General features: G+C 72.8%; 19 protein-coding genes. 9 read left to right on the plus strand and 10 right to left on the minus strand.

The window, feature by feature from the left end; translation table 11 throughout:
- The first annotated feature begins 18 nt into the window (after positions 1 to 18).
- On the plus strand, positions 19 to 663 hold the full coding sequence (gene snpA / locus ABZ945_RS03145; RefSeq protein WP_361263010.1) for a snapalysin: 645 nt from the start codon (positions 19 to 21) through the stop codon (positions 661 to 663).
- Positions 664 to 789: 126 nt separating this feature from the next.
- Here the strand turns inward: snpA and ABZ945_RS03150 are convergent, their stop codons facing one another.
- The 4 genes from ABZ945_RS03150 to ABZ945_RS03165 all read right to left on the minus strand — a co-directional run bounded on the left by ABZ945_RS03150 (position 790) and on the right by ABZ945_RS03165 (position 4666).
- Positions 790 to 1251, minus strand: coding sequence for a DUF6304 family protein (locus tag ABZ945_RS03150; protein WP_361263013.1), 462 nt, complete (start codon positions 1249 to 1251; stop codon positions 790 to 792).
- A 96-nt stretch (positions 1252 to 1347) separates the two neighbouring features.
- The gene (locus tag ABZ945_RS03155; RefSeq protein ID WP_361263016.1) at positions 1348 to 1932 is read right to left on the minus strand and encodes a dihydrofolate reductase family protein; all 585 of its coding nucleotides are present in this window, start codon (positions 1930 to 1932) and stop codon (positions 1348 to 1350) included.
- Between the two features lie 110 nt (positions 1933 to 2042).
- The gene (locus ABZ945_RS03160; protein WP_361263821.1) at positions 2043 to 3119 is read right to left on the minus strand and encodes a family 2 encapsulin nanocompartment cargo protein polyprenyl transferase; all 1077 of its coding nucleotides are present in this window, start codon (positions 3117 to 3119) and stop codon (positions 2043 to 2045) included.
- A 104-nt stretch (positions 3120 to 3223) separates the two neighbouring features.
- On the minus strand, positions 3224 to 4666 hold the full coding sequence (locus ABZ945_RS03165; RefSeq protein ID WP_361263018.1) for a family 2B encapsulin nanocompartment shell protein: 1443 nt from the start codon (positions 4664 to 4666) through the stop codon (positions 3224 to 3226).
- 524 nt (positions 4667 to 5190) lie between these two features.
- Between ABZ945_RS03165 and ABZ945_RS03170 the strand changes: the two genes are divergently transcribed.
- Both ABZ945_RS03170 and ABZ945_RS03175 read left to right on the plus strand, forming a co-directional pair.
- Complete coding sequence (locus tag ABZ945_RS03170; RefSeq protein WP_361263021.1) at positions 5191 to 5781, plus strand: N-acetylmuramoyl-L-alanine amidase; 591 nt, start codon at positions 5191 to 5193, stop codon at positions 5779 to 5781.
- Between the two features lie 186 nt (positions 5782 to 5967).
- A complete protein-coding gene (locus tag ABZ945_RS03175) occupies positions 5968 to 6915 on the plus strand; it encodes a pyridoxal-phosphate dependent enzyme (RefSeq protein WP_361263024.1) in 948 nt (315 codons plus the stop codon).
- A 22-nt stretch (positions 6916 to 6937) separates the two neighbouring features.
- On the opposite strand, the gene ABZ945_RS03180 is transcribed toward ABZ945_RS03175, so the two are convergent.
- Positions 6938 to 8539, minus strand: a complete 1602-nt coding sequence (locus tag ABZ945_RS03180) for a Na+/H+ antiporter (protein ID WP_361263027.1) — start codon at positions 8537 to 8539, stop codon at positions 6938 to 6940.
- A gap of 98 nt (positions 8540 to 8637) precedes the next feature.
- Between ABZ945_RS03180 and ABZ945_RS03185 the strand changes: the two genes are divergently transcribed.
- From ABZ945_RS03185 to ABZ945_RS03195, 3 genes are all read left to right on the plus strand, one after another.
- Complete coding sequence (locus ABZ945_RS03185; protein ID WP_361263029.1) at positions 8638 to 8898, plus strand: UBP-type zinc finger domain-containing protein; 261 nt, start codon at positions 8638 to 8640, stop codon at positions 8896 to 8898.
- A gap of 356 nt (positions 8899 to 9254) precedes the next feature.
- Positions 9255 to 9668 carry an anti-sigma regulatory factor gene (locus ABZ945_RS03190; protein WP_105868145.1) on the plus strand — a complete coding sequence of 138 codons (414 nt, stop codon included), beginning with the start codon at positions 9255 to 9257 and terminating at the stop codon, positions 9666 to 9668.
- 17 nt (positions 9669 to 9685) lie between these two features.
- Positions 9686 to 10675, plus strand: coding sequence for an RNA polymerase sigma factor SigF (locus ABZ945_RS03195; RefSeq protein WP_248632596.1), 990 nt, complete (start codon positions 9686 to 9688; stop codon positions 10673 to 10675).
- Between the two features lie 7 nt (positions 10676 to 10682).
- On the opposite strand, the gene ABZ945_RS03200 is transcribed toward ABZ945_RS03195, so the two are convergent.
- On the minus strand, positions 10683 to 11054 hold the full coding sequence (locus ABZ945_RS03200; RefSeq protein ID WP_361263824.1) for a hypothetical protein: 372 nt from the start codon (positions 11052 to 11054) through the stop codon (positions 10683 to 10685).
- 210 nt (positions 11055 to 11264) lie between these two features.
- On the opposite strand from ABZ945_RS03200, the gene ABZ945_RS03205 reads away from it, so the two are divergent.
- Both ABZ945_RS03205 and ABZ945_RS03210 read left to right on the plus strand, forming a co-directional pair.
- Positions 11265 to 12233, plus strand: coding sequence for a diacylglycerol kinase family protein (locus ABZ945_RS03205; protein WP_361263034.1), 969 nt, complete (start codon positions 11265 to 11267; stop codon positions 12231 to 12233).
- A 318-nt stretch (positions 12234 to 12551) separates the two neighbouring features.
- The gene (locus tag ABZ945_RS03210) at positions 12552 to 12809 is read left to right on the plus strand and encodes a WhiB family transcriptional regulator (protein ID WP_003953983.1); all 258 of its coding nucleotides are present in this window, start codon (positions 12552 to 12554) and stop codon (positions 12807 to 12809) included.
- Positions 12810 to 12985: 176 nt separating this feature from the next.
- Here ABZ945_RS03210 and ABZ945_RS03215 read toward each other — a convergent pair whose 3' ends face one another.
- Positions 12986 to 14455: a PAS domain-containing sensor histidine kinase gene (locus ABZ945_RS03215; RefSeq protein ID WP_361263827.1), complete on the minus strand. Its 1470-nt coding sequence runs from the start codon at positions 14453 to 14455 to the stop codon at positions 12986 to 12988.
- Positions 14456 to 15019: 564 nt separating this feature from the next.
- Here ABZ945_RS03215 and nagB point away from each other — a divergent pair.
- On the plus strand, positions 15020 to 15805 hold the full coding sequence (nagB, locus tag ABZ945_RS03220; RefSeq protein ID WP_361263036.1) for a glucosamine-6-phosphate deaminase: 786 nt from the start codon (positions 15020 to 15022) through the stop codon (positions 15803 to 15805).
- Between the two features lie 93 nt (positions 15806 to 15898).
- On the opposite strand, the gene ABZ945_RS03225 is transcribed toward nagB, so the two are convergent.
- From ABZ945_RS03225 to ABZ945_RS03235, 3 genes are read right to left on the minus strand one after another with little or no spacing between them, the layout of a single operon-like run.
- Positions 15899 to 17512, minus strand: coding sequence for a glycoside hydrolase family 3 protein (locus ABZ945_RS03225; RefSeq protein ID WP_361263039.1), 1614 nt, complete (start codon positions 17510 to 17512; stop codon positions 15899 to 15901).
- A gap of 7 nt (positions 17513 to 17519) precedes the next feature.
- Entirely contained in the window at positions 17520 to 18407 is an 888-nt protein-coding gene (locus ABZ945_RS03230; protein ID WP_361263042.1) for a carbohydrate ABC transporter permease, read from the minus strand.
- Positions 18404 to 19411: a sugar ABC transporter permease gene (locus ABZ945_RS03235; protein ID WP_361263045.1), complete on the minus strand. Its 1008-nt coding sequence runs from the start codon at positions 19409 to 19411 to the stop codon at positions 18404 to 18406. The genes ABZ945_RS03230 and ABZ945_RS03235 overlap by 4 nt, the downstream gene beginning before the upstream one ends.
- Between the last annotated feature and the right edge of the window lie 569 nt (positions 19412 to 19980).

Raw genomic sequence — 19980 nt, forward strand, 5'->3', positions numbered from 1 at the left:
CCCCACAAGGAGCCCCCCATGAAGCTCTCCAAGGCCGGGCTGGCCGCCGCCCTGAGCCTCGCCGCCGCGCTGGCCGCCGTTCCGGCGACCGCCTCCGCCGCGCCCGCGCCGGTGGACGCGCCCGCCGCGTACGCCGCCTACAACGGTTCGAGCCAGGAGGCCAAGGCCAACAAGGCGTTCTTCGACGCCGTGCTGAAGTCGGTCGCCGAGAAGCGCGCGGCCAACCCGAGCGCGCTGGCCGTGACGGTCCGCTACTCGGTGTCCAACGCCCCGAGCTTCCGCAGCCAGATAGCCAACTCCACCCGCATCTGGAACAGCTCGGTCAGCAACGTCCAGCTCCAGGAGACCAGCTCCAGCCCGGACTTCCGCTACTACGAGGGCAACGATTCGCGCGGCTCGTACGCGTCGACCGACGGCCACGGGCGGGGCTACATCTTCCTGGACTACCGGCAGAACCAGCAGTACAACTCCAACCGGGTCACCGCCCACGAGACCGGCCATGTGCTCGGCCTGCCGGACACCTACTCGGGTCCGTGCAGCCAGCTGATGTCCGGCGGCGGCCCCGGCACCTCCTGCACCAACGCGGTGCCGGACTCCCGCGAGCGCGCCCGGGTGAACCAGCTGTGGGCCAACGGCCTGGCGTCGGCGGCCAAGGTCGGCTGACCCCCGACGTAAGCCCCCGGAGCACCGGAGCCCTCGCGGCTCCGGTGCTCCGGTGCGTGTGCCTCCGGGGCGAGATCCGCCCGGTACGGAGGTGTTCCCGGTACGGAGGTGTTCCCGGTACGGGGGTCAGACGGCCGCCTCGACGGGGGCGCCCGTGCGCTCGAAGCGGGTGCCGGGCGGCAGTTGGCGGCGCACCCGGCCCAGGGCCTGCTCGAAGTCCCCGCCCCAGAGGCCGGACTCGTAGGCGGCGCCGCCCCAGTGCAGGGTCAGTTGGAGGTCCACCCGCTCGGGAGAGCCGTCGGACAGGGCCTCGCCGAGAGCCAGCAGGCAGCTGAGGGTGGCGGGTTGGACGGAGCCGTCGGCGAGGACCACCGGCATGGGCAGGTCCCACTCCAGCACGCAGCCGGACAGCGGCAGTCCGCCGTTCTCCTCGTCCGCGGTGAGCGCCTCCAGCCGGGTGCCCGTGTACTCCACGCCCCTGATGCGGATGGCGATGCGCCGCCCGCCGTCCGCCGTGATCGCGATCGCTTCCGCGCCGCGGCGGTCCCGGTACCAGCCGGTCCAGACTTCCGTCGACTCCGATGACATGGCGCGGACTGTAGCGGTACGGCGGCCTCCGGCGTGCGGCCGGAGGCCCATCGCGCCGGACTTGGGCCGGTCTTGGCCCTCTTGTCCGGGCGGGGGCTAGCGCTGGCGCACGTAGCGGCGCACCAGCACGCCGTTGGGGAAGGTGTGGACGTCCTCCAGGGCGAAGTCGCTCACCGCGAAGCCGGCGCCGAACATCGGCATCCCGGAGCCGTAGACCTGGGGATAGGTCTTGACGACGATCTCGTCGATCTCCTCCCGCAGGACACCGGCGATCTCGGCGCCGCCGCAGAGCCAGATGTCCAACGGGCCGTCTTCCGCCTTCAGTTCGCGGACCCGGGCCGGCAGGTCCTCGCGGACCAGCTCCACGTTCGGGTGCGGGGACTCGGTGAGGCCGCGGGAGGCGACGATCTCGCGGAGCGAGCCGTAGGTGCTGGGCAGCCCGGCGTCCAGGCCGATCTGGTAGGTGGCGCGGCCCATGATGACGGTGTCGAACCGCTTGGGCGGCACGTCCGCCATCCCCAGTGAGGCGAGGTACGGGGCCGGGAAGGTCTCCGGGTACTCGTCCAGCAACCAGGTCCGGTACTCGCCCTCCGCATAGCCGTACATGGAGGAGGCGTCGCCGCCCGGGTCCCCGATGAAACCGTCGATCGAGCAGGCGATGAGGTAGACGAGCTTGCGCACAGGGCCTCCAGGCGGTCGGGGTGGTCCATGACCACTTCGCCCACACTACTTCAGCTGAAGTGCATAGCGAAAGGGTTTTCGACCCGGTACCGATCCGGAGGCCCCTGGGCTCAGCACGAGCGCCGGGTGACGAACTCGGCCAGCGCCAGCAGGTCCCCCGCCGCGGCCAGCTCCGGTACGGCCCCGGAGAGCTGCTGGACGGCGAGCGCCATCCGGTCCGCCGCCTCCGCCTGCGCCCAGTCCCGGCCGCCGGCCCGTTCGACCGCGTCGGCGGCCCGCAACACCCCGGCGGCGTCCAGCGGCGCACCGGCGTACAGCTCCGCGAGCTCCCGGCCGGCCGGGGTCCTGGACCGGAGCGCGGCGACCACCGGCAGGGACTTCTTGCGCGCGGCCAGGTCCGCCCCGGCGGGCTTCCCGGTGCGCGCCGGGTCGCCCCAGATGCCGATCAGGTCGTCGATGAGCTGGAAGGCCAGCCCCGCCTCCCGGCCGAAGGCGTCCATCGCCGCCACATCCGCCTCACCGGCGCCCGCGTACAGGGCGCCGAGCGCGCAGGCGCAGCCCAGCAGCGCCCCGGTCTTGGCGGTCGCCATGGCCAGGCACTCGTCCAGGGAGACCTCGTCGGGGCCGCGCTCCTCGAAGGCGCAGTCGGTCTGCTGGCCCGCGCAGAGCTCGATGACACAGGCGGCCAGCCGGGCCGAGGCCTCGGCGGAGGCCGGGTGCGGGTCCTCGGCGAGCATCCGCAGCGCCAGGGCCAGCATGGCGTCACCGGCGATCAGGGCGTCCGGTATCCCGAAGACCGCCCAGGCGGTGGCCCGGCCGCGGCGGGTGGAGTCCTGGTCCACGATGTCGTCGTGGAGAAGCGTGAAGTTGTGCGCCAACTCGACCGCGGCGGCGGCCCGTACGGCGGAGGCGGGGTCCCCGCCGAGCGCCCGCGCGGCGGCGAGGACCAGGGCGGGGCGGATGGCCTTGCCGCCCGGCGGCCCGGCGACCGGGCTGCCGTCGGGCCGGGTCCAGCCGAAGTGGTACAGCGCGATTCTGCGCACCGGGGGCGGCAACGACTCCACGGCGGCCCGTAGTTCGGGGTGCACCGCGCCGCGTGCGCGGTCGAGGAACGCCGCGGCGCTCCGGTCGCCCTCGGTCGCGGTGTCCCGGTCACCCCCGGTCGCGGTGTTCCGGTCGGTGGTCATGGTCATGGTCTCTCCGTTCACCTGGCCTCTCCCTTGCGTCGGGAGGTGCGGTACGGGACCGAGGGCGGCGCCGCGGCTGGTGGCGCCGGCCCCCGGTCGGCCGGCTACTGCCAGCGGCTGACCTCGACGTTCTCCAGGATGCCGAGCGCGTCCGGGACGAGGATGGCCGCGGAGTAGTAGGCGGTGACGAGATAGGAGATGATCGCCTGCTCGTCGATGCCCATGAAGCGGACCGAGAGGCTGGGCTCGATCTCGTCCGGGATGCCGGTCTGGTGCAGCCCGACCACGCCCTGCTCGTCCTCACCGGTACGCATGCAGATGATCGAGGTGGTGCGGGCGTCGGAGACCGGGATCTTGTTGCAGGGGAAGATCGGCACGCCCCGCCAGGTGGGGATGCGGTGCCCGCCGACGTCGATCGACTCCGGCACCAGCCCGCGGCGGTTGCACTCGCGGCCGAAGGCGGCGATCGCCTTGGGGTGGGCCAGGAAGAGCTTGTTGCCGCGCCGCCGGGAGAGCAGTTCGTCCAGGTCGTCCGGGCTCGGCGCCCCGTCGTGCGGCTGGAGCCGCTGCCCGTAGTCGCAGTTGGCGAGCAGCCCGAACCGCGGGTTGTTGATCAGCTCGTGCTCCTGGCGCTCCCGCAGCGCCTCCACCGTGAGCCGCAACTGCTGCTCGGTCTGGTTCATCGGGTGGTTGTAGAGGTCGGCGACCCGGCTGTGCACCTTCAGCACGGTCTGCGCGACGCTCAGTTCGTACTCGCGCGGGGCGGCCTCGTAGTCGACGTAGGTGTGCGGGATGACCGCCTCGCCGACATGCCCGGCGGACAGCTCGATGGCCTTCTCGCCGTGCTTGTTGGTGCGCTGCCGGGGCAGGGCCGCCACCCGGTCCAGATGGCCGGCCAGCGACTCGGCGCGGTCGGCGAGGTTGCGCACGTCGGCGCGGGTGAGCTGGAGGACGGTGCACCGGGTCGCCGCCCGGACGGTGGCGTCCCAGCCGGCGTCCGCCTCGGTCAGCGCGGCGTCGCCGAAGTAGGCCCCGTCGGCCAGGACTTCGAGCACGGCCTCGTCCCCGTACGGGCCGGTGCCGATCCGCTCCACCTTGCCATGCGCGAGCAGATAGAGCCGGTCGTTGTCCGCGCCCTCCTCGGCGATGACGTCACCGGGCGCGAACTCCCGCTGGGTGCAGCGCTGCGCCAGCTCCTCCAGCGCCGCCTCGTCCGCGTACTCCCGCAGGGCGGGCAGTTCGCGCAGTTCGGCGGGGATGACCGCGACCCGGTCCCCGGTCTGCACGAAGGTGACCCGCCCGTCGCCGACCGCGTAGGTGAGCCGCCGGTTCACCCGGTACGCGCCGCCCTGCACCTGCACCCAGGGGAGCATCTTCAGCAGCCAGCGGGAGGTGATCTCCTGCATCTGCGGTACGGACTTGGTGGTGGTCGCCAGGTTCCTGGCCGCGGCCGTACCGAGACTCTGCTGTGCGGCTCCCCGCTCGGAGCCGGTCTCGCCGCCGACCGAACCGGCCGAGTCGACCGAACCAACCGAACCAACCGTCATGGACTGTTCCCCTCGCACACATCGATCCACATGACCACTGATGGCTGGGCACCGCCCAGCGCGGACCGCCCGGGGTGATCACCGGGCGGCCTGCGGCAACGAGCCTGTCAGCGCGATGCGTGACGGCGCCATTACACGAAGGAGTGGGACTGAAACAGGAACCGGCGGGGCAATACCGCGTGTTTCCACCCGTCCGGCCCCGTTGGGGCGGGGTGGCCGAAAACGCACGGTGCGGTCAACGCAACGCACATGAATGGGGACGGAGGGTGCCCGAGCGGGTAGGGAACCGGTACCAGCCGGAATCCGGTAGCGGTGCTTCCGCCGAATCCCCGCGACTCCGCGATCCGGTGCCCCCGCGATCCCCCGGGGCCGCCGGCCGTCGAGACATCGCCGGCCGCCGTACGTACCACCCTCCGACCCGCTCCCAACGGCCGCCCCCGGGCGCCCCCCACGCATCCGCCGGACCGCCGCGTCCGGTCGCGTCCTCGCCCCGGCGGCCGACAGTCCTATGTAAGGAGGCGGTCATGGCCACACCCATGTCCGCGAGTTCGTTCCTCGACATCCTGCGCGACGAAGGGCTGACCGTCGTCCAGGTCGGCTCATGGCGCACCCACAACCGCAACCACAAGGGCCCCTGGGGCCCGGTGCACGGGGTGATGATCCACCACACCGTCACCAAGGGCGCCGACGCCACCGTGCGGATCTGCCGGGACGGCTACGCGGGCCTGCCCGGGCCGCTCTGCCACGGGGTGATCACCAAGGACGGCCGGGTCCATCTGGTCGGCTACGGCCGCGCCAACCACGCCGGGCTGGGCGACGACGACGTGCTGCGGGCCGTCATCGCGGAGACCGCCCTGCCGCCGGACAACGAGTCCAACACCGACGGGAACCGGCACTTCTACGGCTTCGAGTGCGAGAACCTCGGCGACGGCCAGGACCCCTGGCCCGAGGCCCAGCTGCTGGCCATCGAGAAGGCGTCCGCCGCGATCTGCCGCTGGCACGGCTGGAACGAGCGCTCCGTGATCGGCCACCTGGAGTGGCAGCCGGGGAAGATCGACCCGCGCGGCTTCTCGATGAACACCATGCGCACCCGCGTCGGCCGCCGCCTGGGCTGAGCCGATCCCGCCCCGCGGGCCGACGTGCCCGCGGGCCCACAGCCGTCCACGCGGGACAGCGCCCGTGGCCGCGGACCGACGGCCGTCCTCGCGGGACAGCGCCCGTGACCGCGGGCCGACGGCCGTCCTCGCGGGACAGTGCCCGTGCTCGCGGGCCGACGGCCGTCCTCGCGGGACAATGGCCGGGTGAACACGCCCCCGCCCCTCCACCCCCGTCTGCCCTCGCCGCTCGACGAGGTGGCGGACGAGCGGTTCGCGCGGCGGGGGGTGCGGCTGCTGCTGAAGCGGGACGATCTGATCCACCCCGCGCTGCCCGGCAACAAGTGGCGCAAACTGGCGCCCAATCTGGCCGCCGCGGCCGGGCGGCCGGTGCTCACCTTCGGCGGCGCCTACTCCAACCACCTGCGGGCGGTGGCGGCGGCCGGCCGGCTGCTCGGCTTCCCCACCACCGGGGTGGTGCGTGGCGACGAGCTCGCCGGCCGGCCGCTCAACCCGTCGCTGGCCCGGTGCGCCGCCGACGGGATGCGGCTGCTCTTCGTGGACCGCGCCACCTACCGCGCCAAGGACGACCCGGACGTGCTGGCGGGGCTGCTGGACCGGGCGCCCGAGGGCAGCACCGTGGTGCCCGAGGGCGGCAGCAACGCCCTGGCCGTACGCGGCTGCGCCGAGCTGGGCCGGGAGCTGCACGGCCGGGCCGACGTGGTCGCGGTGGCCTGCGGCACCGGCGGCACCCTCGCCGGACTGGCCGCCGGCCTGGGCCCGGACCAGCGGGCCCTCGGCATACCGGTGCTGCGCGGCGGCTTCCTGGGCGATGGGATACGCGCGCTCCAGACCTCGGCGTACGGCGGCCCGGTGGGCGACTGGAGCCTGGACGAGCGCTTCCACGGCGGCGGCTACGCCCGCACCTCCCCCGCCCTGCACGCCTTCGCCGAGGACTTCGGCGCCCGCCACGGGCTCGCGGTGGAACGGCTGTATGTGGCCAAAATGCTGCACGGGCTCACCACCCTCACCGAAGAGGGCGCCTTCCCACCCGGAACCACCCTCGCCGCCGTCATCACCGGCACCCCCGGGCCGGGCGACCCGGGCGGCGACGGAAGCCCGGGCGACCCCTCGGCGCCCCACGGCTCCGGATGACCCGGCCGACGGGGCCGGCGGCTCAGGCCGTGCCGCCCGCTTCCCGGTAGGCCGCGGCCTCCTCCAGGTCGAGGCGGCGCAGCAGGGTGCGCATCATCTCGTCGTCGATGCGGCGTTCGTCGCGCAGCCGTACGAAGACCTCGCGCTCGGCGTCGATCACCTCGCGGGCCAGCCGGCGGTAGGTGTCGTCCGCGGACTCCCCGGTGATCTCGTTGACCGCGCCGAGCCGTTCCCAGACCGCGTTGCGGCGGCGCTCCAGGACCGCGCGCAGCCGCTGGGCGAGCGGCTCGGGCAGGGTGTTGCGCTCGTCGGCGAGGAGCTCGTCCAGCCGCTGCAGGGAGGCGGTGGACGCCTCGCTCTGGGCCTGCGCCTCGGCGAGGGTCTCGGCCTGCGCGTCCCGCCCCGGCAGCTTCAGCACCCGGATCAGCGGCGGCAGGGTGAGCCCCTGCACCACCAGGGTCCCGATGACCGTGGTGAAGGTCAGGAAGAGCACCAGGTTGCGGGCCGGGAACGGCTCCCCGTCGGTGGCGACCGGGATGGAGAAGGCGATCGCCAGCGACACCACGCCCCGCATCCCGGCCCAGCCGATCACGATCGGGGAGGTCCAGGGCAGTTGCGAGCGGCGGCCGCGGAGGGCGGGGGACACCAGCCGGATGAGGTACGTGACGGGGAAGACCCAGACGAACCGGGCCACCACCACCGCCAGGAAGACGGCCACCGCGTACCAGGCGGCCTCCCCGATCCCGTACTCCCCCAGCCCCCGCACCACATAGGCGAGCTGGAGGCCGATCAGCGCGAAGACGGAGGACTCCAGCACGAAGGCGACCACCTTCCACACCGCGTCCTCCTGGAGCCGGGTGGCGAAGTCCACCTGCCAGGAGCGGTGGCCCAGGTAGAGGGCGACCACCACCACGGCGAGCACCCCGGAGGCGTGCACCCGCTCGGCGACCGCGTAGGCGACGAACGGGATCAGCAGCGAGACGGTGTTCTTCAGCAGCGGGTCGCGCAGCCGCCGGCGCAGCCAGTGGATCGGCACCATCAGCACCAGGCCCACCGCCACCCCGCCCAGCGCGGCCACGGCGAACTCGGCGATCCCGCCCGCCCAGCTGACCCCCTCCCCCACCGCCGCGGCCAGCGCCACCTTGTACGCGGTGATCGCGGTGGCGTCGTTCACCAGGGACTCGCCCTGAAGGATGGTGGTGATCCGGCCGGGCAGTCCCAGCCGCCGGGCGATCGCGGTGGCCGCGACCGCGTCCGGCGGGGCCACCACCGCGCCCAGCACCAGCGCGGCGGTCAGCGGGAGGTCGGGCACCACCAGATAGGCCAGGTAGCCGACGGCGACGGTGGCGAAGAGGACGTAGCCGACCGAGAGCAGCGCGACGGGGCGGATGTTGGCCCGCAGGTCCAGGTACGAGGAGTCCAGCGCGGCGGTGTGCAGCAGCGGCGGGAGCAGCAGGGGCAGCACGATGTGCGGGTCCAGGGTGTAGTCCGGCACCCCGGGGAGGTAGGAGACGCCGAGGCCGACCGCGACCAGCAGCAGCGGCGCCGGGACGGGCGTGCGGCGGGCCGCCCCGGCGAGGGCGGCGCTGACCGCGATCAGCGCCACCAGGGGCAGTACGTCCATGGGTTCCTCCCCGCTCTCCCGGCCGGCGCCGCGGCCCCGGCGGCCTGGCCCGGCCGCCGCCGTGGCCTCACGGCCGCGACCGTCGTAACCTGGCCATCATGATCGAGTGTCCGCATGTGACGGAACTGCCGCGCCCCGAGCCGGCGCCGCTGACCGACACCTGCCCCGAGTGCCTGGCGGCCGGGACGCACCCGGTGCAGCTGCGCAAGTGCCTGGCCTGCGGGCATGTCGGCTGCTGCGACTCCTCGGCCGGCCGGCACGCCACGGCCCACTTCGAGCAGACCGGCCATCCGGTGATGCGCACCTTCGAGCCGGGCGAGGACTGGCGCTGGTGTTTCGAGGACGGCTCCCTGGTCTGATCGGGAACCCACCGGGAGCCGGTACGCGTTCCGGTTCCGGTGGGACGGGCGGTGCCCGCGGCGTCACGGTTCGGCACCGCCGCGGTTCGAGGGCGCGGCGCCTGGGTACGTCAACCCTCCGCCGGATTCTCGCGATTGGTGCCCCCGGACCCCTAGCCACAGAGCGTACTCATATGCTTACCATGAGTGACAAGGGCCAGGATGGGGGCTCTGGCGACACGGCACCATGGATCGCGATAGCGTCACGCGGGTCAGTGGGTCATATGCATCCGCTGTATCCGCGTTACCGCACCGGTTCCCGGCGGGTTGCCTTCCCCCGGGGCCTTGAGAGAGCTTGTGCCACCTTGGAGGTGAGGGTGTCCCAGATCGCAGGCGAGCCCGGGACCCAGGACTTCGTGGAAGTCCGGCTGCCCGCTGCGGGTGCCTACCTGTCCGTGCTGCGTACGGCCACGGCCGGACTGGCGGCCCGGTTGGACTTCACTCTCGACGAGATCGAGGACCTGCGCATCGCGGTGGACGAGGCGTGCGCGATCCTGCTCCAGCAGGCCGTGCCCGGCTCGGTCCTCAGCTGCGTCTTCCGTCTCGTCGACGACGCGCTCGACGTGACCGTCTCGGCGCCGACGACCGACGGCCGGGCACCGGAGCGCGACACCTTCGCCTGGACGGTGCTCTCCGCGCTGGCCGGCAAGGTCGACTCGTCCGTCGCCGACGACCGGACGGTCTCCATCAGCCTGTACAAACAGCGCGGCGCGGGTCCCGGGCCGGCGTGAGGAACGGGGACGGTCCGGTGCGAGACGAGGAGCGCGAGGAGCGCGGCCCCCGGGCGCTGAGCTCGCCGGAGGGCATCCCGGAACAGCAGGCACGGCCGCACCCGGTGGACGGCCTCGACGACGCGCCCGTGCCGGCGCGTCCGGGGGGCGCCTCCCGGACGGGCCGGCGGGGGAGGGCGGAGCCGATGAGCGAGCAGGCGGACGAGCGGCAGCAGCAGCGTCGCGGCCGGGCCGAGGGGCAGGACCGCCAGGCCGCGGACCGCGGCGGGGCGCGGGACCTGTTCCTGCGGCTGCGGGAGCTGCCGGACGGCTCCCCGGCCCGGGCCGAGCTGCGCAACCAGCTGGTGCGGATGCATCTGCCGCTGGTGGAGCACCTGGCCCGGCGCTTCCGCAACCGAGGGGAGCCGCTGGACGACCTGACCCAGGTCGCCACCATCGGACTGATCAAGTCGGTCGACCGGTTCGACCCGGACCGGGGCGTGGAGTTCTCCACCTACGCCACCCCGACCGTGGTCGGCGAGATCAAGCGGCACTTCCGGGACAAGGGCTGGGCGGTACGGGTGCCGCGCCGGCTCCAGGAGCTGCGGCTGTCGCTGACCACGGCCACCGCCGAGCTGTCCCAGCTGCACGGCCGCTCCCCCACCGTGCACGAGCTGGCCGAGCGGCTCGGCATCTCGGAGGAGGAGGTCCTGGAGGGGCTGGAGTCCGCCAACGCGTACTCGACGCTCTCGCTGGACGTCCCGGACACCGACGACGAGTCGCCGGCGGTGGCGGACACCCTGGGCGCGGAGGACGAGGCGCTGGAGGGCGTCGAGTACCGCGAGTCGCTCAAGCCGCTGCTGGAGGGGCTGCCGCCGCGGGAGAAGCGGATCCTGCTGCTGCGGTTCTTCGGGAACATGACCCAGTCGCAGATCGCGCAGGAGGTCGGCATCTCGCAGATGCACGTCTCCCGGCTGCTCGCCCGCACCCTGGCCCAGCTGCGGGAACGGCTGCTGGTCGAGGAATAGGCCGCTCTCAGGCGCGGGCGCGGATGTTCAGGGCCCGGGTGGTCGTCGGGTGGAAGAGCAGCACCAGCCCGGTGATCGCGAGGGCCCCCAGCAGGATCCCGGCCGGGATGGCGGCGCTGTCCTCCTGGAGCAGCGTCCAGGCCACCGGCAGCGCCATCAGCTGGGTGATCACCGCCGGGCCCCGGCTCCAGCTGCGGCAGCGCAGCAGCCCGCGCGCGGCGATCAGCGGGATGAGCCCGAGGACGATCAGGGTGGCCCCGCCGGTCACCGCCTGCGTCATCTTGTCGGGGTGCCCGGTCACGCTGCCCACCAGCACGTACACCCCGCCGGCGAAGAGGGCCAGCGCCTCGGCGGCGGCGATGGCCGCGGCACCGGTCACCCGGGCGGTGCGCCCGGGTGCGGCACCGTCGGCCGGGTCGGCCGGGGTGTCCGCGTCGGCGGGGGTGCGGTCGGGGGTCTGCTTGGCACTGCTCACCCCTAGAGCGTAGCGGCCGGGAGGCCGAGGCCTCGGGACGGTCCGAGGGGGCCGCCGGGGGCCCGGCCGGGCGCGCCTGGGTTTCGGTACCGCACGGTAGGTAACCTGGCGGGCATGCGCGCACTTCTCGTGGTCAACCCGGCAGCCACCACCACCAGTGCCCGCACCCGTGACGTACTGATCCACGCACTGGCCAGCGAGATGAAGCTGGAGGCGGTGTCCACCGAGCACCGGGGGCACGCCCGCGACCTGGCCCGGCGGGCCGCCGAGTCCGGGGACGTCGACCTGGTCGTGGCGCTCGGCGGCGACGGCACCGTCAACGAGGTGGTCAACGGTCTGCTGCACCACGGCCCCGACCCGGACCGGCTCCCGCACCTCGCGGTGGTGCCCGGCGGCTCCACCAATGTCTTCGCCCGCGCCCTGGGCCTGCCCAACGATCCGGTGGAGGCGACCGGCGCCATCCTGGACGCGCTGAACGAGCGGCGGGACCGCACGGTCGGGCTGGGCCTGGCCTCGGGGACGCCGGACACCGAGGACGAGTCGGTACCCGCGCGCTGGTTCACCTTCTGCGCCGGCTTCGGCTTCGACGCCGGGGTGATCGGCCGGGTCGAGCAGCAGCGCGAACGCGGCCGGCGCTCCACCCACTCCCTCTACATCCGGCAGGCCGTACGCCAGTTCCTCGGCGAACCGCGCCGCCGGCACGGCACCATCTCACTGGAGCGCCCCGGGCACGAACCGGTCGAGGGCCTGGCGCTGTCGATAGTCTGCAACACCTCCCCGTGGACCTATCTGGGCAACCGCCCGGTGTACGCGTCCCCCACCGCGTCCTTCGACACCGCGCTCGACGTGCTCGGACTGGACCGGCTCTCCACCCCCGCCGTCGCCCGTTACGCGACCCAGCTGCTCACCTCCACCCCCGAGCGCGGGCCGCAGGGAAGGCACGCCCTGGCCTTCCCCGACCTGACCGACTTCACCTTGCATTCGAAGGTCCCGATCCCCTTCCAGATGGACGGAGACCACCTCGGCGTGCGTACCAGCGTGACGTTCACAGGCGTTCGCCGTGCACTGCGTGTGATTGTGTGAGTGGAAGGGCCCTTGGCCCTTTATCTCGAACGTACGGACCAGGGTCCACCCCATAGAAGTACGTCTGTGACCCACCCGACACCGAGGAATCAAAAAAAATCTTTCGGAGGGGGTTGTATCCGCCTCTGAGGTTTGGGAATCTCTACGTGGCGCTCGGGACGGCCCGCAGGACCGGCCTCCGCTGAGAGCCAGAATCCCTCCTCGAACTCAGGACCTCCACGGTTCCTTCAACCGTCGGCCCTTCCGTTGTCGGGGGATTCGTGAAAGCGTTCACATTCACAAGCACATCCTCAGTAACACCAAGGAGAGGTAGCAGCCATGGACTGGCGTCACAACGCCGTGTGTCGTGAGGAAGACCCCGAGCTGTTCTTCCCCATCGGCAACACCGGTCCCGCGCTGCTGCAGATCGAGGAAGCCAAGGCTGTCTGCCGGCGTTGCCCCGTCATGGAGCAGTGCCTGCAGTGGGCGCTTGAGTCCGGCCAGGACTCCGGCGTCTGGGGTGGCCTCAGCGAGGACGAGCGCCGCGCCATGAAGCGCCGTGCCGCCCGCAACCGGGCGCGCAACGCCAGCGCCTGACCGACGCCACCGCTCCCGGCCTCCGGGCGGCGCCTACAGCGCGTAGGCAACACCCGCCCCTTTCGAGCCGCAGCGCGCAGCAGTAACACCGCAGTACCCCAACAGCATTCGAGCCCCGGCCGCCTGAGACGGCCGGGGCTCGCTGCTCGTTCGGGCGCCCGGGACTACTTCCGGGATTACTTCTGGGGGCGGACGGGGACGTCGAGGACGACCCTCGTGCCGCGCTCCGGGGCCGGGCGCATATCGAAGGTGCCGCCCAACTCCCCCTCCACCAACGTCCGTACGATCTGCAACCCCAGGTTCCCGGCGCGCTGGGCGTCGAAGCCCTCGGGCAGTCCACGGCCGTCGTCCTGGACGGTGATCAGCAGCCGCGCGCCGGCAGCGCGGGTGTCACCGCGTACCGCCGAGACCTCCACGGTGCCCTGCTCCCCCGGGGCGAACGCGTGCTCCAGGGCGTTCTGCAGCACCTCGGTGAGCACCATCGACAGCGGAGTGGCGACCTCCGCGTCCAGGATGCCGAACCGGCCGGTGCGCCGGCAGCTGACCTTTCCGGGTGAGATCTCCGCGACCATCGCGATCACCCGGTCCGCGATCTCGTCGAACTCCACCCGCTCGTCGAGGTTCTGCGACAGCGTCTCGTGCACGATGGCGATCGAGCCGACCCGCCGCACCGCCTCGTCCAGCGCCTCCCGGCCCTGGTCGGAGTCCATCCGCCGGGACTGGAGCCGCAGCAGCGCCGCCACCGTCTGGAGGTTGTTCTTCACCCGGTGGTGGATCTCCCGGATGGTGGCGTCCTTGGTGATCAACTCGCGCTCACGCCGACGCAGTTCCGTCACATCGCGCAGCAGCACCAGTGAGCCGATGCGGTTCCCCTTGGGCTTGAGGGGGATGGCCCGCAGCTGGATCACCCCGCCGTTGCCCTCCACCTCGGTCTCCCGGGGCGCGTAACCGCTGGCCAGCTTGACCAGCGCCTCGTCCACCGGGCCCCGGGAGGGCGCCAGCTCGGCGGTGATCTGCCCCAGGTGCTGGCCGACCAGATCGGCGGCGAGACCGAGGCGGTGGTACGCGGAGAGGGCGTTGGGCGAGGCGTACTGGACCACCCCGTCCGCGTCCAGCCGCAGCAGCCCGTCCCCGGCACGCGGGGAGGCGTCCATGTCCACCTGCTGCCCGGGGAACGGGAAGGTCCCGGCGGCGATCATCTGCGCCAGGTCGGAGGCCGACTGGAGGTAGGTGAGCTCCAGCCGGCTGGGGGTGCGCACGGTGAGCAGGTTGGTGTTCCGGGCGATCACTCCGAGTACCCGGCCCTCCCGGCGTACGGGGATGGACTCCACCCGGACCGGGACCTCCTCCCGCCACTCCGGATCGCCCTCGCGCACGATCCGCCCCTCGTCCAGCGCCGCGTCCAGCAGCGGCCGCCGGCCGCGCGGCACCAGATGGCCGACCATGTCGTCCTGGTACGAGGTCGGCCCGGTGTTCGGCCGCATCTGGGCGACCGAGACATACCGGGTGCCGTCCCGGGTGGGCACCCAGAGCACCAGATCGGCGAAGGAGAGGTCGGAGAGCAGCTGCCACTCCGACACCAGCAGATGCAGCCACTCCAGGTCGGAGTCGTTGAGGGCGGTGTGCTGGCGGACGAGGTCGTTCATGGAGGGCACGGGAGCGAGCGTACCCGTGCGGGTGAACCTCGCCCCCACCCTGCCGGACCCGGCGGGTTCCCCGATCCGGGGTCGTTCGTGAACCTGGTGTTTACCCGGGCCGTGGTGGAGGATGGAGGCTGCCGCCCGCAGGATGGACAGCCCGAATGGTCTAGTCCACAATGGCGGTACAACCGACTTCCACCCTCCCCGCACAGGAGGGTGGACGGGGTCCCGGCGCTCTCTGCCCTGACTGCGCCGAGACCTCTCCAGGCCCGTGGGACCGCACACCCCGCCGGGCCGGGAACTCCGGGCTGCGGTGCCCCGGCGGGCTGAGGGTCCCGCCGACGGCGCCGCGGCCCGTTGTCTTTTCCGGGGGCACCCCGCCGAAGTGACCCACCGGCGCCTGGGCAGCCCGGGGCGACCATGGGGATTAGTCGAGCGGGGGGCTGGTACCCCGCCAGTCAGGGGCACGGGCGCCCCGCCCATCGGGGCCACGAAGGGCCCCCAGGCAGGGAGGCGCCTCTGCTAGATTGGTCTATACCACATACCATCCAGCTGATCGGCAGGCCCACCGTGGAAGTTGTCATCGTCCCCGACGCCCCGGCAGGCGGCGAGATCATCGCCGAGGGCATCGCCGCCCTGCTGCGCCGCAAGCCCGACGCGCTGCTCGGGGTGGCCACCGGCTCCACCCCGCTGCCCATCTACGACGCGCTGACCGCCAAGGTGCGGGCCGGCGCGGTGGACGCCTCGCGGGCCCGGATCGCCCAGCTCGACGAGTACGTGGGGCTGCCCGCCGGGCACCCGGAGTCCTACCGCTCCACCGTGCTGCGCCAGGTGGTGGAGCCGCTGGGACTGGGTGAAGGGGCCTTCATGGGGCCGGACGGGTCGGCGGATGACGTGCAGGCCGCCTGTGTGGCGTACGACCGGGCCCTGGCCGAGGCGGGCGGGGTGGACCTCCAGATACTCGGCATCGGGACCGACGGGCACATCGGGTTCAACGAGCCGTGCTCCTCGCTGGCCTCGCGGACCCGGATCAAGACGCTGACCGAGCAGACCCGGGTGGACAACGCCCGCTTCTTCGACGGCGACATCCAGCAGGTGCCGCACCATGTGATCACCCAGGGCATCGGCACCATCCTGGAGGCCCGCCATCTGGTGCTGCTGGCCACCGGCGAGGGCAAGGCGGAGGCGGTGGCGCAGACCGTGGAGGGCCCGGTGGCCGCCGTCGTACCGGCCTCCGCGCTCCAGCTGCACCCGCACGCCACCGTGGTGGTGGACGAGGCCGCCGCCTCCCGGCTGAAGCTGGCCGGCTACTTCCGACACACCTATGCCAACAAGCCCGCGTGGCAGGGGATCTGAGACCTACCGAGGGTACGAGAGAGGGCCGGGCTCCCCCCACGGGATCCCGGCCCTCTCGGCTGTGCGGCGCCTCGGCGGCGCGACCCGGAGGCGTCAGACGCCGCGGGCGACCACCTCCGCGGCGGCCAGGCCGCAGACCCGGGCGGCGCCGTAGGTGGCGATGTGCAGCGCACCGCGCGGCGGAGCCTGGTTGAGGCCCATCTCGACCACCACCGTGTCCGGGCGGGCGGCCAGCAGGGTGTCCAGGGCCGTGGTCATCCAGCGGTGGCGGTGGGCGTCGCGGACCACCGCGACGATCCGCCGCTCCCCCGCGTCGGCGAGCACCTGCCCGGCCGCCGTGTCCGGCCCGTACGGGGCGGTGGAGGTGCCGGGCACCAGCCGGGCCAGCTCCGGGCCGAGGCCCCAGGGGGTCTCGTCGCCGACCGCGATGTTCGCCTCCGGGGTGAAGGCGGCGACATGGACCGGGCCGGTGGGCGCGGGCGCGGTGCCGGTGACGGCGAGCGCGCGGCGGGCCGCGACCAGGCCGATTTCCGGGGTGCCGGTCCCGGGGGTGCCGGTCTCCGGGGTGCCGATCCCCGGGGTGGTGGTCGAGCCGGGCGCGACCCCTCCTGCGGTCCGTGCCGGGGCGGTCCCCGGCACGGAAGCCGCGCCCGACTCCGTAGAGGCGCCTCCGGTGGCCCGGTGCGACCGGGTCCAGGAGGCGAGTGCGCGGACCCGCGCCGCCGCGTCGGCGAGCCGCTTCTCGGGCAGCTCTCCGGCGCGTACCGCGGCGACCAGGGCGTCGCGCAGCCGCAGCACGGTGCCCTCGTCGGAGGGTCCGCCGCCGACGCACAGGGCGTCGGCGCCGGCTGCCAGCGCGAGGACGGCGCCGCGCTCGATTCCGTAGACGGCGGAGATGGCCTGCATATCCATGCCGTCGGTGACGATCAGACCGTCATAGCCCAGTTCCTCGCGGAGCAGTCCGGTGAGGATGCGGGGGCTGAGGGTGGCCGGGCGCTCCGGGTCCAGGGCGGGGAGCACGATATGGGCGCTCATCACCGCCTTGGAACCGGCCGCGATGGCCGCCTTGAACGGGGTGAGTTCCCGGGAGCGCAGGGTGGCCAGGTCGGCGTCGATCCGGGGCATGGCGTGGTGGCTGTCCACGTTGGTGTCGCCGTGGCCGGGGAAGTGCTTGGTGCAGGTGGCCACCCCGGCGGCCTGCATGCCCTCGACGTACGCGACGGTGTGCCGGGCCACCAGCGCGGGGTCGGCGCCGAAGGAGCGGACGCCGATCACCGGGTTGTCCGGGTCGGAGTTGACGTCGGCGGAGGGCGCCCAGTTGAAGTCCACGCCGCAGGCGGCGAGCCGGCCGCCCAGCGCGTACGCCACCTCGCGGGTCAGCGCGGTGTCGTCCACGGCGCCGAGGGCGAGGTTGCCGGGGAAGGAGGAGCCGGTGCGGACCTCCAGCCGGGTGACGTCGCCGCCCTCCTCGTCGATGGCGACCAGGATGTCCGGGTTCTCGGCGCGCAGCCGGGAGGTGAGGGCGGTCACCTGCTCGGCGGAGGCGATGTTGCGGCCGAACAGGGCCACGGCGGCCAGGCCCTCGCCGATCCGGCGCAGCACCCAGTCGGGCGGCGCGTCGATGCCGTCGAAGCCGGGCTGGAGGACGGTGAGGGCGTCCCGGGTGAGGGTGTCGTCGGTGGTGGTGCCCTGAACGAGGGTGGTCACTGGGGCGTCATCCCTTCACGGCGCCGGAGGTGAGTCCGGCGGCCATCTTCTTCTGGATGATCATGAAGAACACGACCACGGGGAGCGCGATCATGGTGGAGGCGGCCATCAGGGCCCCGTAGTCGGTACCGCGCTCGGTGGTGAAGGTCATCAGCCACACGTTGAGCGTGTACTTGGAGTCGTCGTTGATCAGGATGTACGCGAACAGGTACTCGTTCCAGGCGTTGACCAGGGCGAAGATCGAGGCGGCCGCGAGCCCGGGGGCGAGCAGCGGGAAGACCACGCGGACGAAGGCGCCCATCCGCGTACAGCCGTCCACCATCGCCGACTCCTCCAGCTCCACCGGGATGTTGACCACGAAGCCGCGGATCATCACCACCGCGAACGGCAGGGTGGAGACCAGGTAGACCACGATCAGGCCCCAGTACTCGTCCAGCCCGCCCATGGCGTTGAGCTGGGCGTAGATCGGGATGAGCATCGCGGTGGGCGGCAGCATCTGGACCAGGATGAGGACCATCAGCAGGGCCTTGCGCCCGTAGAAGCGGAACCGTCCGATGGCGAGCGCGGCCAGGGTGGCGATGATCATGCCGCCGACCACGGCGGTGACCGAGACGATCAGGCTGGACTGGATCGCGGTCTCGAAGTTCGGCTGCTTCACGGCACGGGTGAAGTTGTCGAAGGTGATCGAGGACGGCCAGAGGGTCTGGTCGTAGGAGCGGATCTCCTGGTTGGGGCGGAGCGCGCTGATGATCAGCCAGTAGACCGGGAAGGCCATCACCACGGCGGTGACCAGGCCGATGACGTCGTAGTGCCAGCGGGACTTGCGGCGGTCCGGGCGCAGCTGCGGGCGGTCCTCTGAGGTGGAGGTGGAGGAGGGTGCGGTGGAGGTGCTCATTCGACCTCTCCTGTCTTCATCAGCTGACGCAGGTAGTACACGGCCACCCCGGACAGCAGCACGACGGTGATCAGGGCGATGGCGCTGCCCTGGCTGAACGAGGTGGACTCGAAGGCCTTGGAGAAGGAGTAGAGGCCGAGCGTCTCGTAGTCGGGCTCCGGCTTGTTGCCGCGCAGCAGCCAGATCTGGCCGAAGACGTTGAAGTCCCAGATCACCGAGAGGGTGGCGACCATGGTGAAGACGGGCCGGATCACCGGCCAGGTGACGAAGCGGAACACCTTGGCGGCGCCGGCGCCGTCCAGGGCGGCGGCCTCCTCCAACTCCTTGGGCACCTGGGTGAGGGCCGCGTAGAGGGTGATCACGACGAAGGGGATGGCGCCCCAGATGACCAGCAGGGCGATGATGGCGAAGCCCTGCTTGGGGTCGAGGAACCAGTTGTGGCCGAGGAAGTCCTCGCCGACCACCTTGGCGATCAGGGTGTTGATCAGGCCGTAGTCGGAGTCGGCCAGCCAGCGGAAGATGGAGGCGGCGACCATCAGCGGCATCGACCAGGCGGCGACCAGCGCGAAGGTGAGCACCAGCCGCACCCAGGTGGTCAGCCGGGCCATCAGCAGGGCGAGCAGCAGCCCGATCGCCATGGTGGCGGCCACGCAGACGGCCATGAAGACGACCGTGCGGCCGGTGACCGACCAGAACTCGCCGTCGCCGAGGATGTTGGTGAACTGCTCGAAGCCCACCCAGGGCGGCGCCTCGCCGGTCCACAGCTCCCGGCGCCCGAGGTCCTGGAAGGACATGATGACGGTCTTGACCAGCGGGAAGGCGTAGACCGCGGCGACGGCCAGGATGGCCGGGCCGACGAGCAGATACGGAAGGAGCGCGCCCTTCCGCCGCGGTGGACGGGGGCGGGACTTGCCCGGGGCCGCTCCCAGCGGCGGCGAGGCCGCTTCGGGGGAGCGTGGTACCGGTACCGGAGGACCGGCGGCCTTTTTCTCGGCGACAGTCACCTGGCTGACCTTCCGTGTGTGCGTACGACCGAAAAGCGGCGGCCGGCGGGGGCCGGGCCCCTGTGGGCCGGGGCCCGGGGGCCGGAAGCCCGGGGGCCGTGGGCGGGGACCCGGGGCCGGAAGCCCAGGGGCCGTGGACGGGAACCCGGGGCCGGGAGCCCGTGAGCTGCGGCCCGTGGCCCTTGGGCCCGGAGGGCCTTGGGCCCGTGGCCCGCATGGACGGCGCCTGCGTGGACGGCGCCCGCGAGGAGGGCGACCGAGCAGGGCCGGGACCCCGGGGCCGGGGCCCCTTGGGCCGGGAGCCCGTGGACCGGGAACCCGGCGGGAGCCGGGGCCCCTTGGGCCGGGAGCCCGTGGACCGGGAACCCGGCGGGAGCCGGGGCCCCTTGGGCCGGGAGCCCGTGGACCGGGAGCCCGGCGGGGGGCCGTGGCCCCGAACCGGGGAACCGGGGCCCGTCGCCCATGAGTCGGAGCTTCGACCCGGGGGCGGTCGTCCCGCCGACGCCGGTGGATCCTGGGCCGGCCCCCGGGACGGGAGTCCCGGGAGGCCGGTCGGGCGCGGGCCGGCC

The sequence above is a fragment of the Streptomyces sp. NPDC046887 genome (genome assembly GCF_040644755.1).
Classification (GTDB): Bacteria; Actinomycetota; Actinomycetes; order Streptomycetales; family Streptomycetaceae; genus Streptomyces; species Streptomyces lichenis.

Coding starts and splice junctions, on each gene's coding strand:
- ABZ945_RS03170 (WP_361263021.1), top strand. CDS start 5,191: ATGGCCACACCCATGTCCGCGAGTTCGTTCCTCGACATCCTGCGCGAC.
- ABZ945_RS03210 (WP_003953983.1), top strand. CDS start 12,552: ATGGACTGGCGTCACAACGCCGTGTGTCGTGAGGAAGACCCCGAGCTG.
- ABZ945_RS03180 (WP_361263027.1), bottom strand. CDS start 8,539: ATGGACGTACTGCCCCTGGTGGCGCTGATCGCGGTCAGCGCCGCCCTC.
- ABZ945_RS03185 (WP_361263029.1), top strand. CDS start 8,638: ATGATCGAGTGTCCGCATGTGACGGAACTGCCGCGCCCCGAGCCGGCG.
- ABZ945_RS03165 (WP_361263018.1), bottom strand. CDS start 4,666: ATGACGGTTGGTTCGGTTGGTTCGGTCGACTCGGCCGGTTCGGTCGGC.
- ABZ945_RS03230 (WP_361263042.1), bottom strand. CDS start 18,407: ATGAGCACCTCCACCGCACCCTCCTCCACCTCCACCTCAGAGGACCGC.
- snpA (WP_361263010.1), top strand. CDS start 19: ATGAAGCTCTCCAAGGCCGGGCTGGCCGCCGCCCTGAGCCTCGCCGCC.
- ABZ945_RS03160 (WP_361263821.1), bottom strand. CDS start 3,119: ATGACCACCGACCGGAACACCGCGACCGGGGGTGACCGGGACACCGCG.
- ABZ945_RS03205 (WP_361263034.1), top strand. CDS start 11,265: ATGCGCGCACTTCTCGTGGTCAACCCGGCAGCCACCACCACCAGTGCC.
- ABZ945_RS03215 (WP_361263827.1), bottom strand. CDS start 14,455: ATGAACGACCTCGTCCGCCAGCACACCGCCCTCAACGACTCCGACCTG.
- ABZ945_RS03150 (WP_361263013.1), bottom strand. CDS start 1,251: ATGTCATCGGAGTCGACGGAAGTCTGGACCGGCTGGTACCGGGACCGC.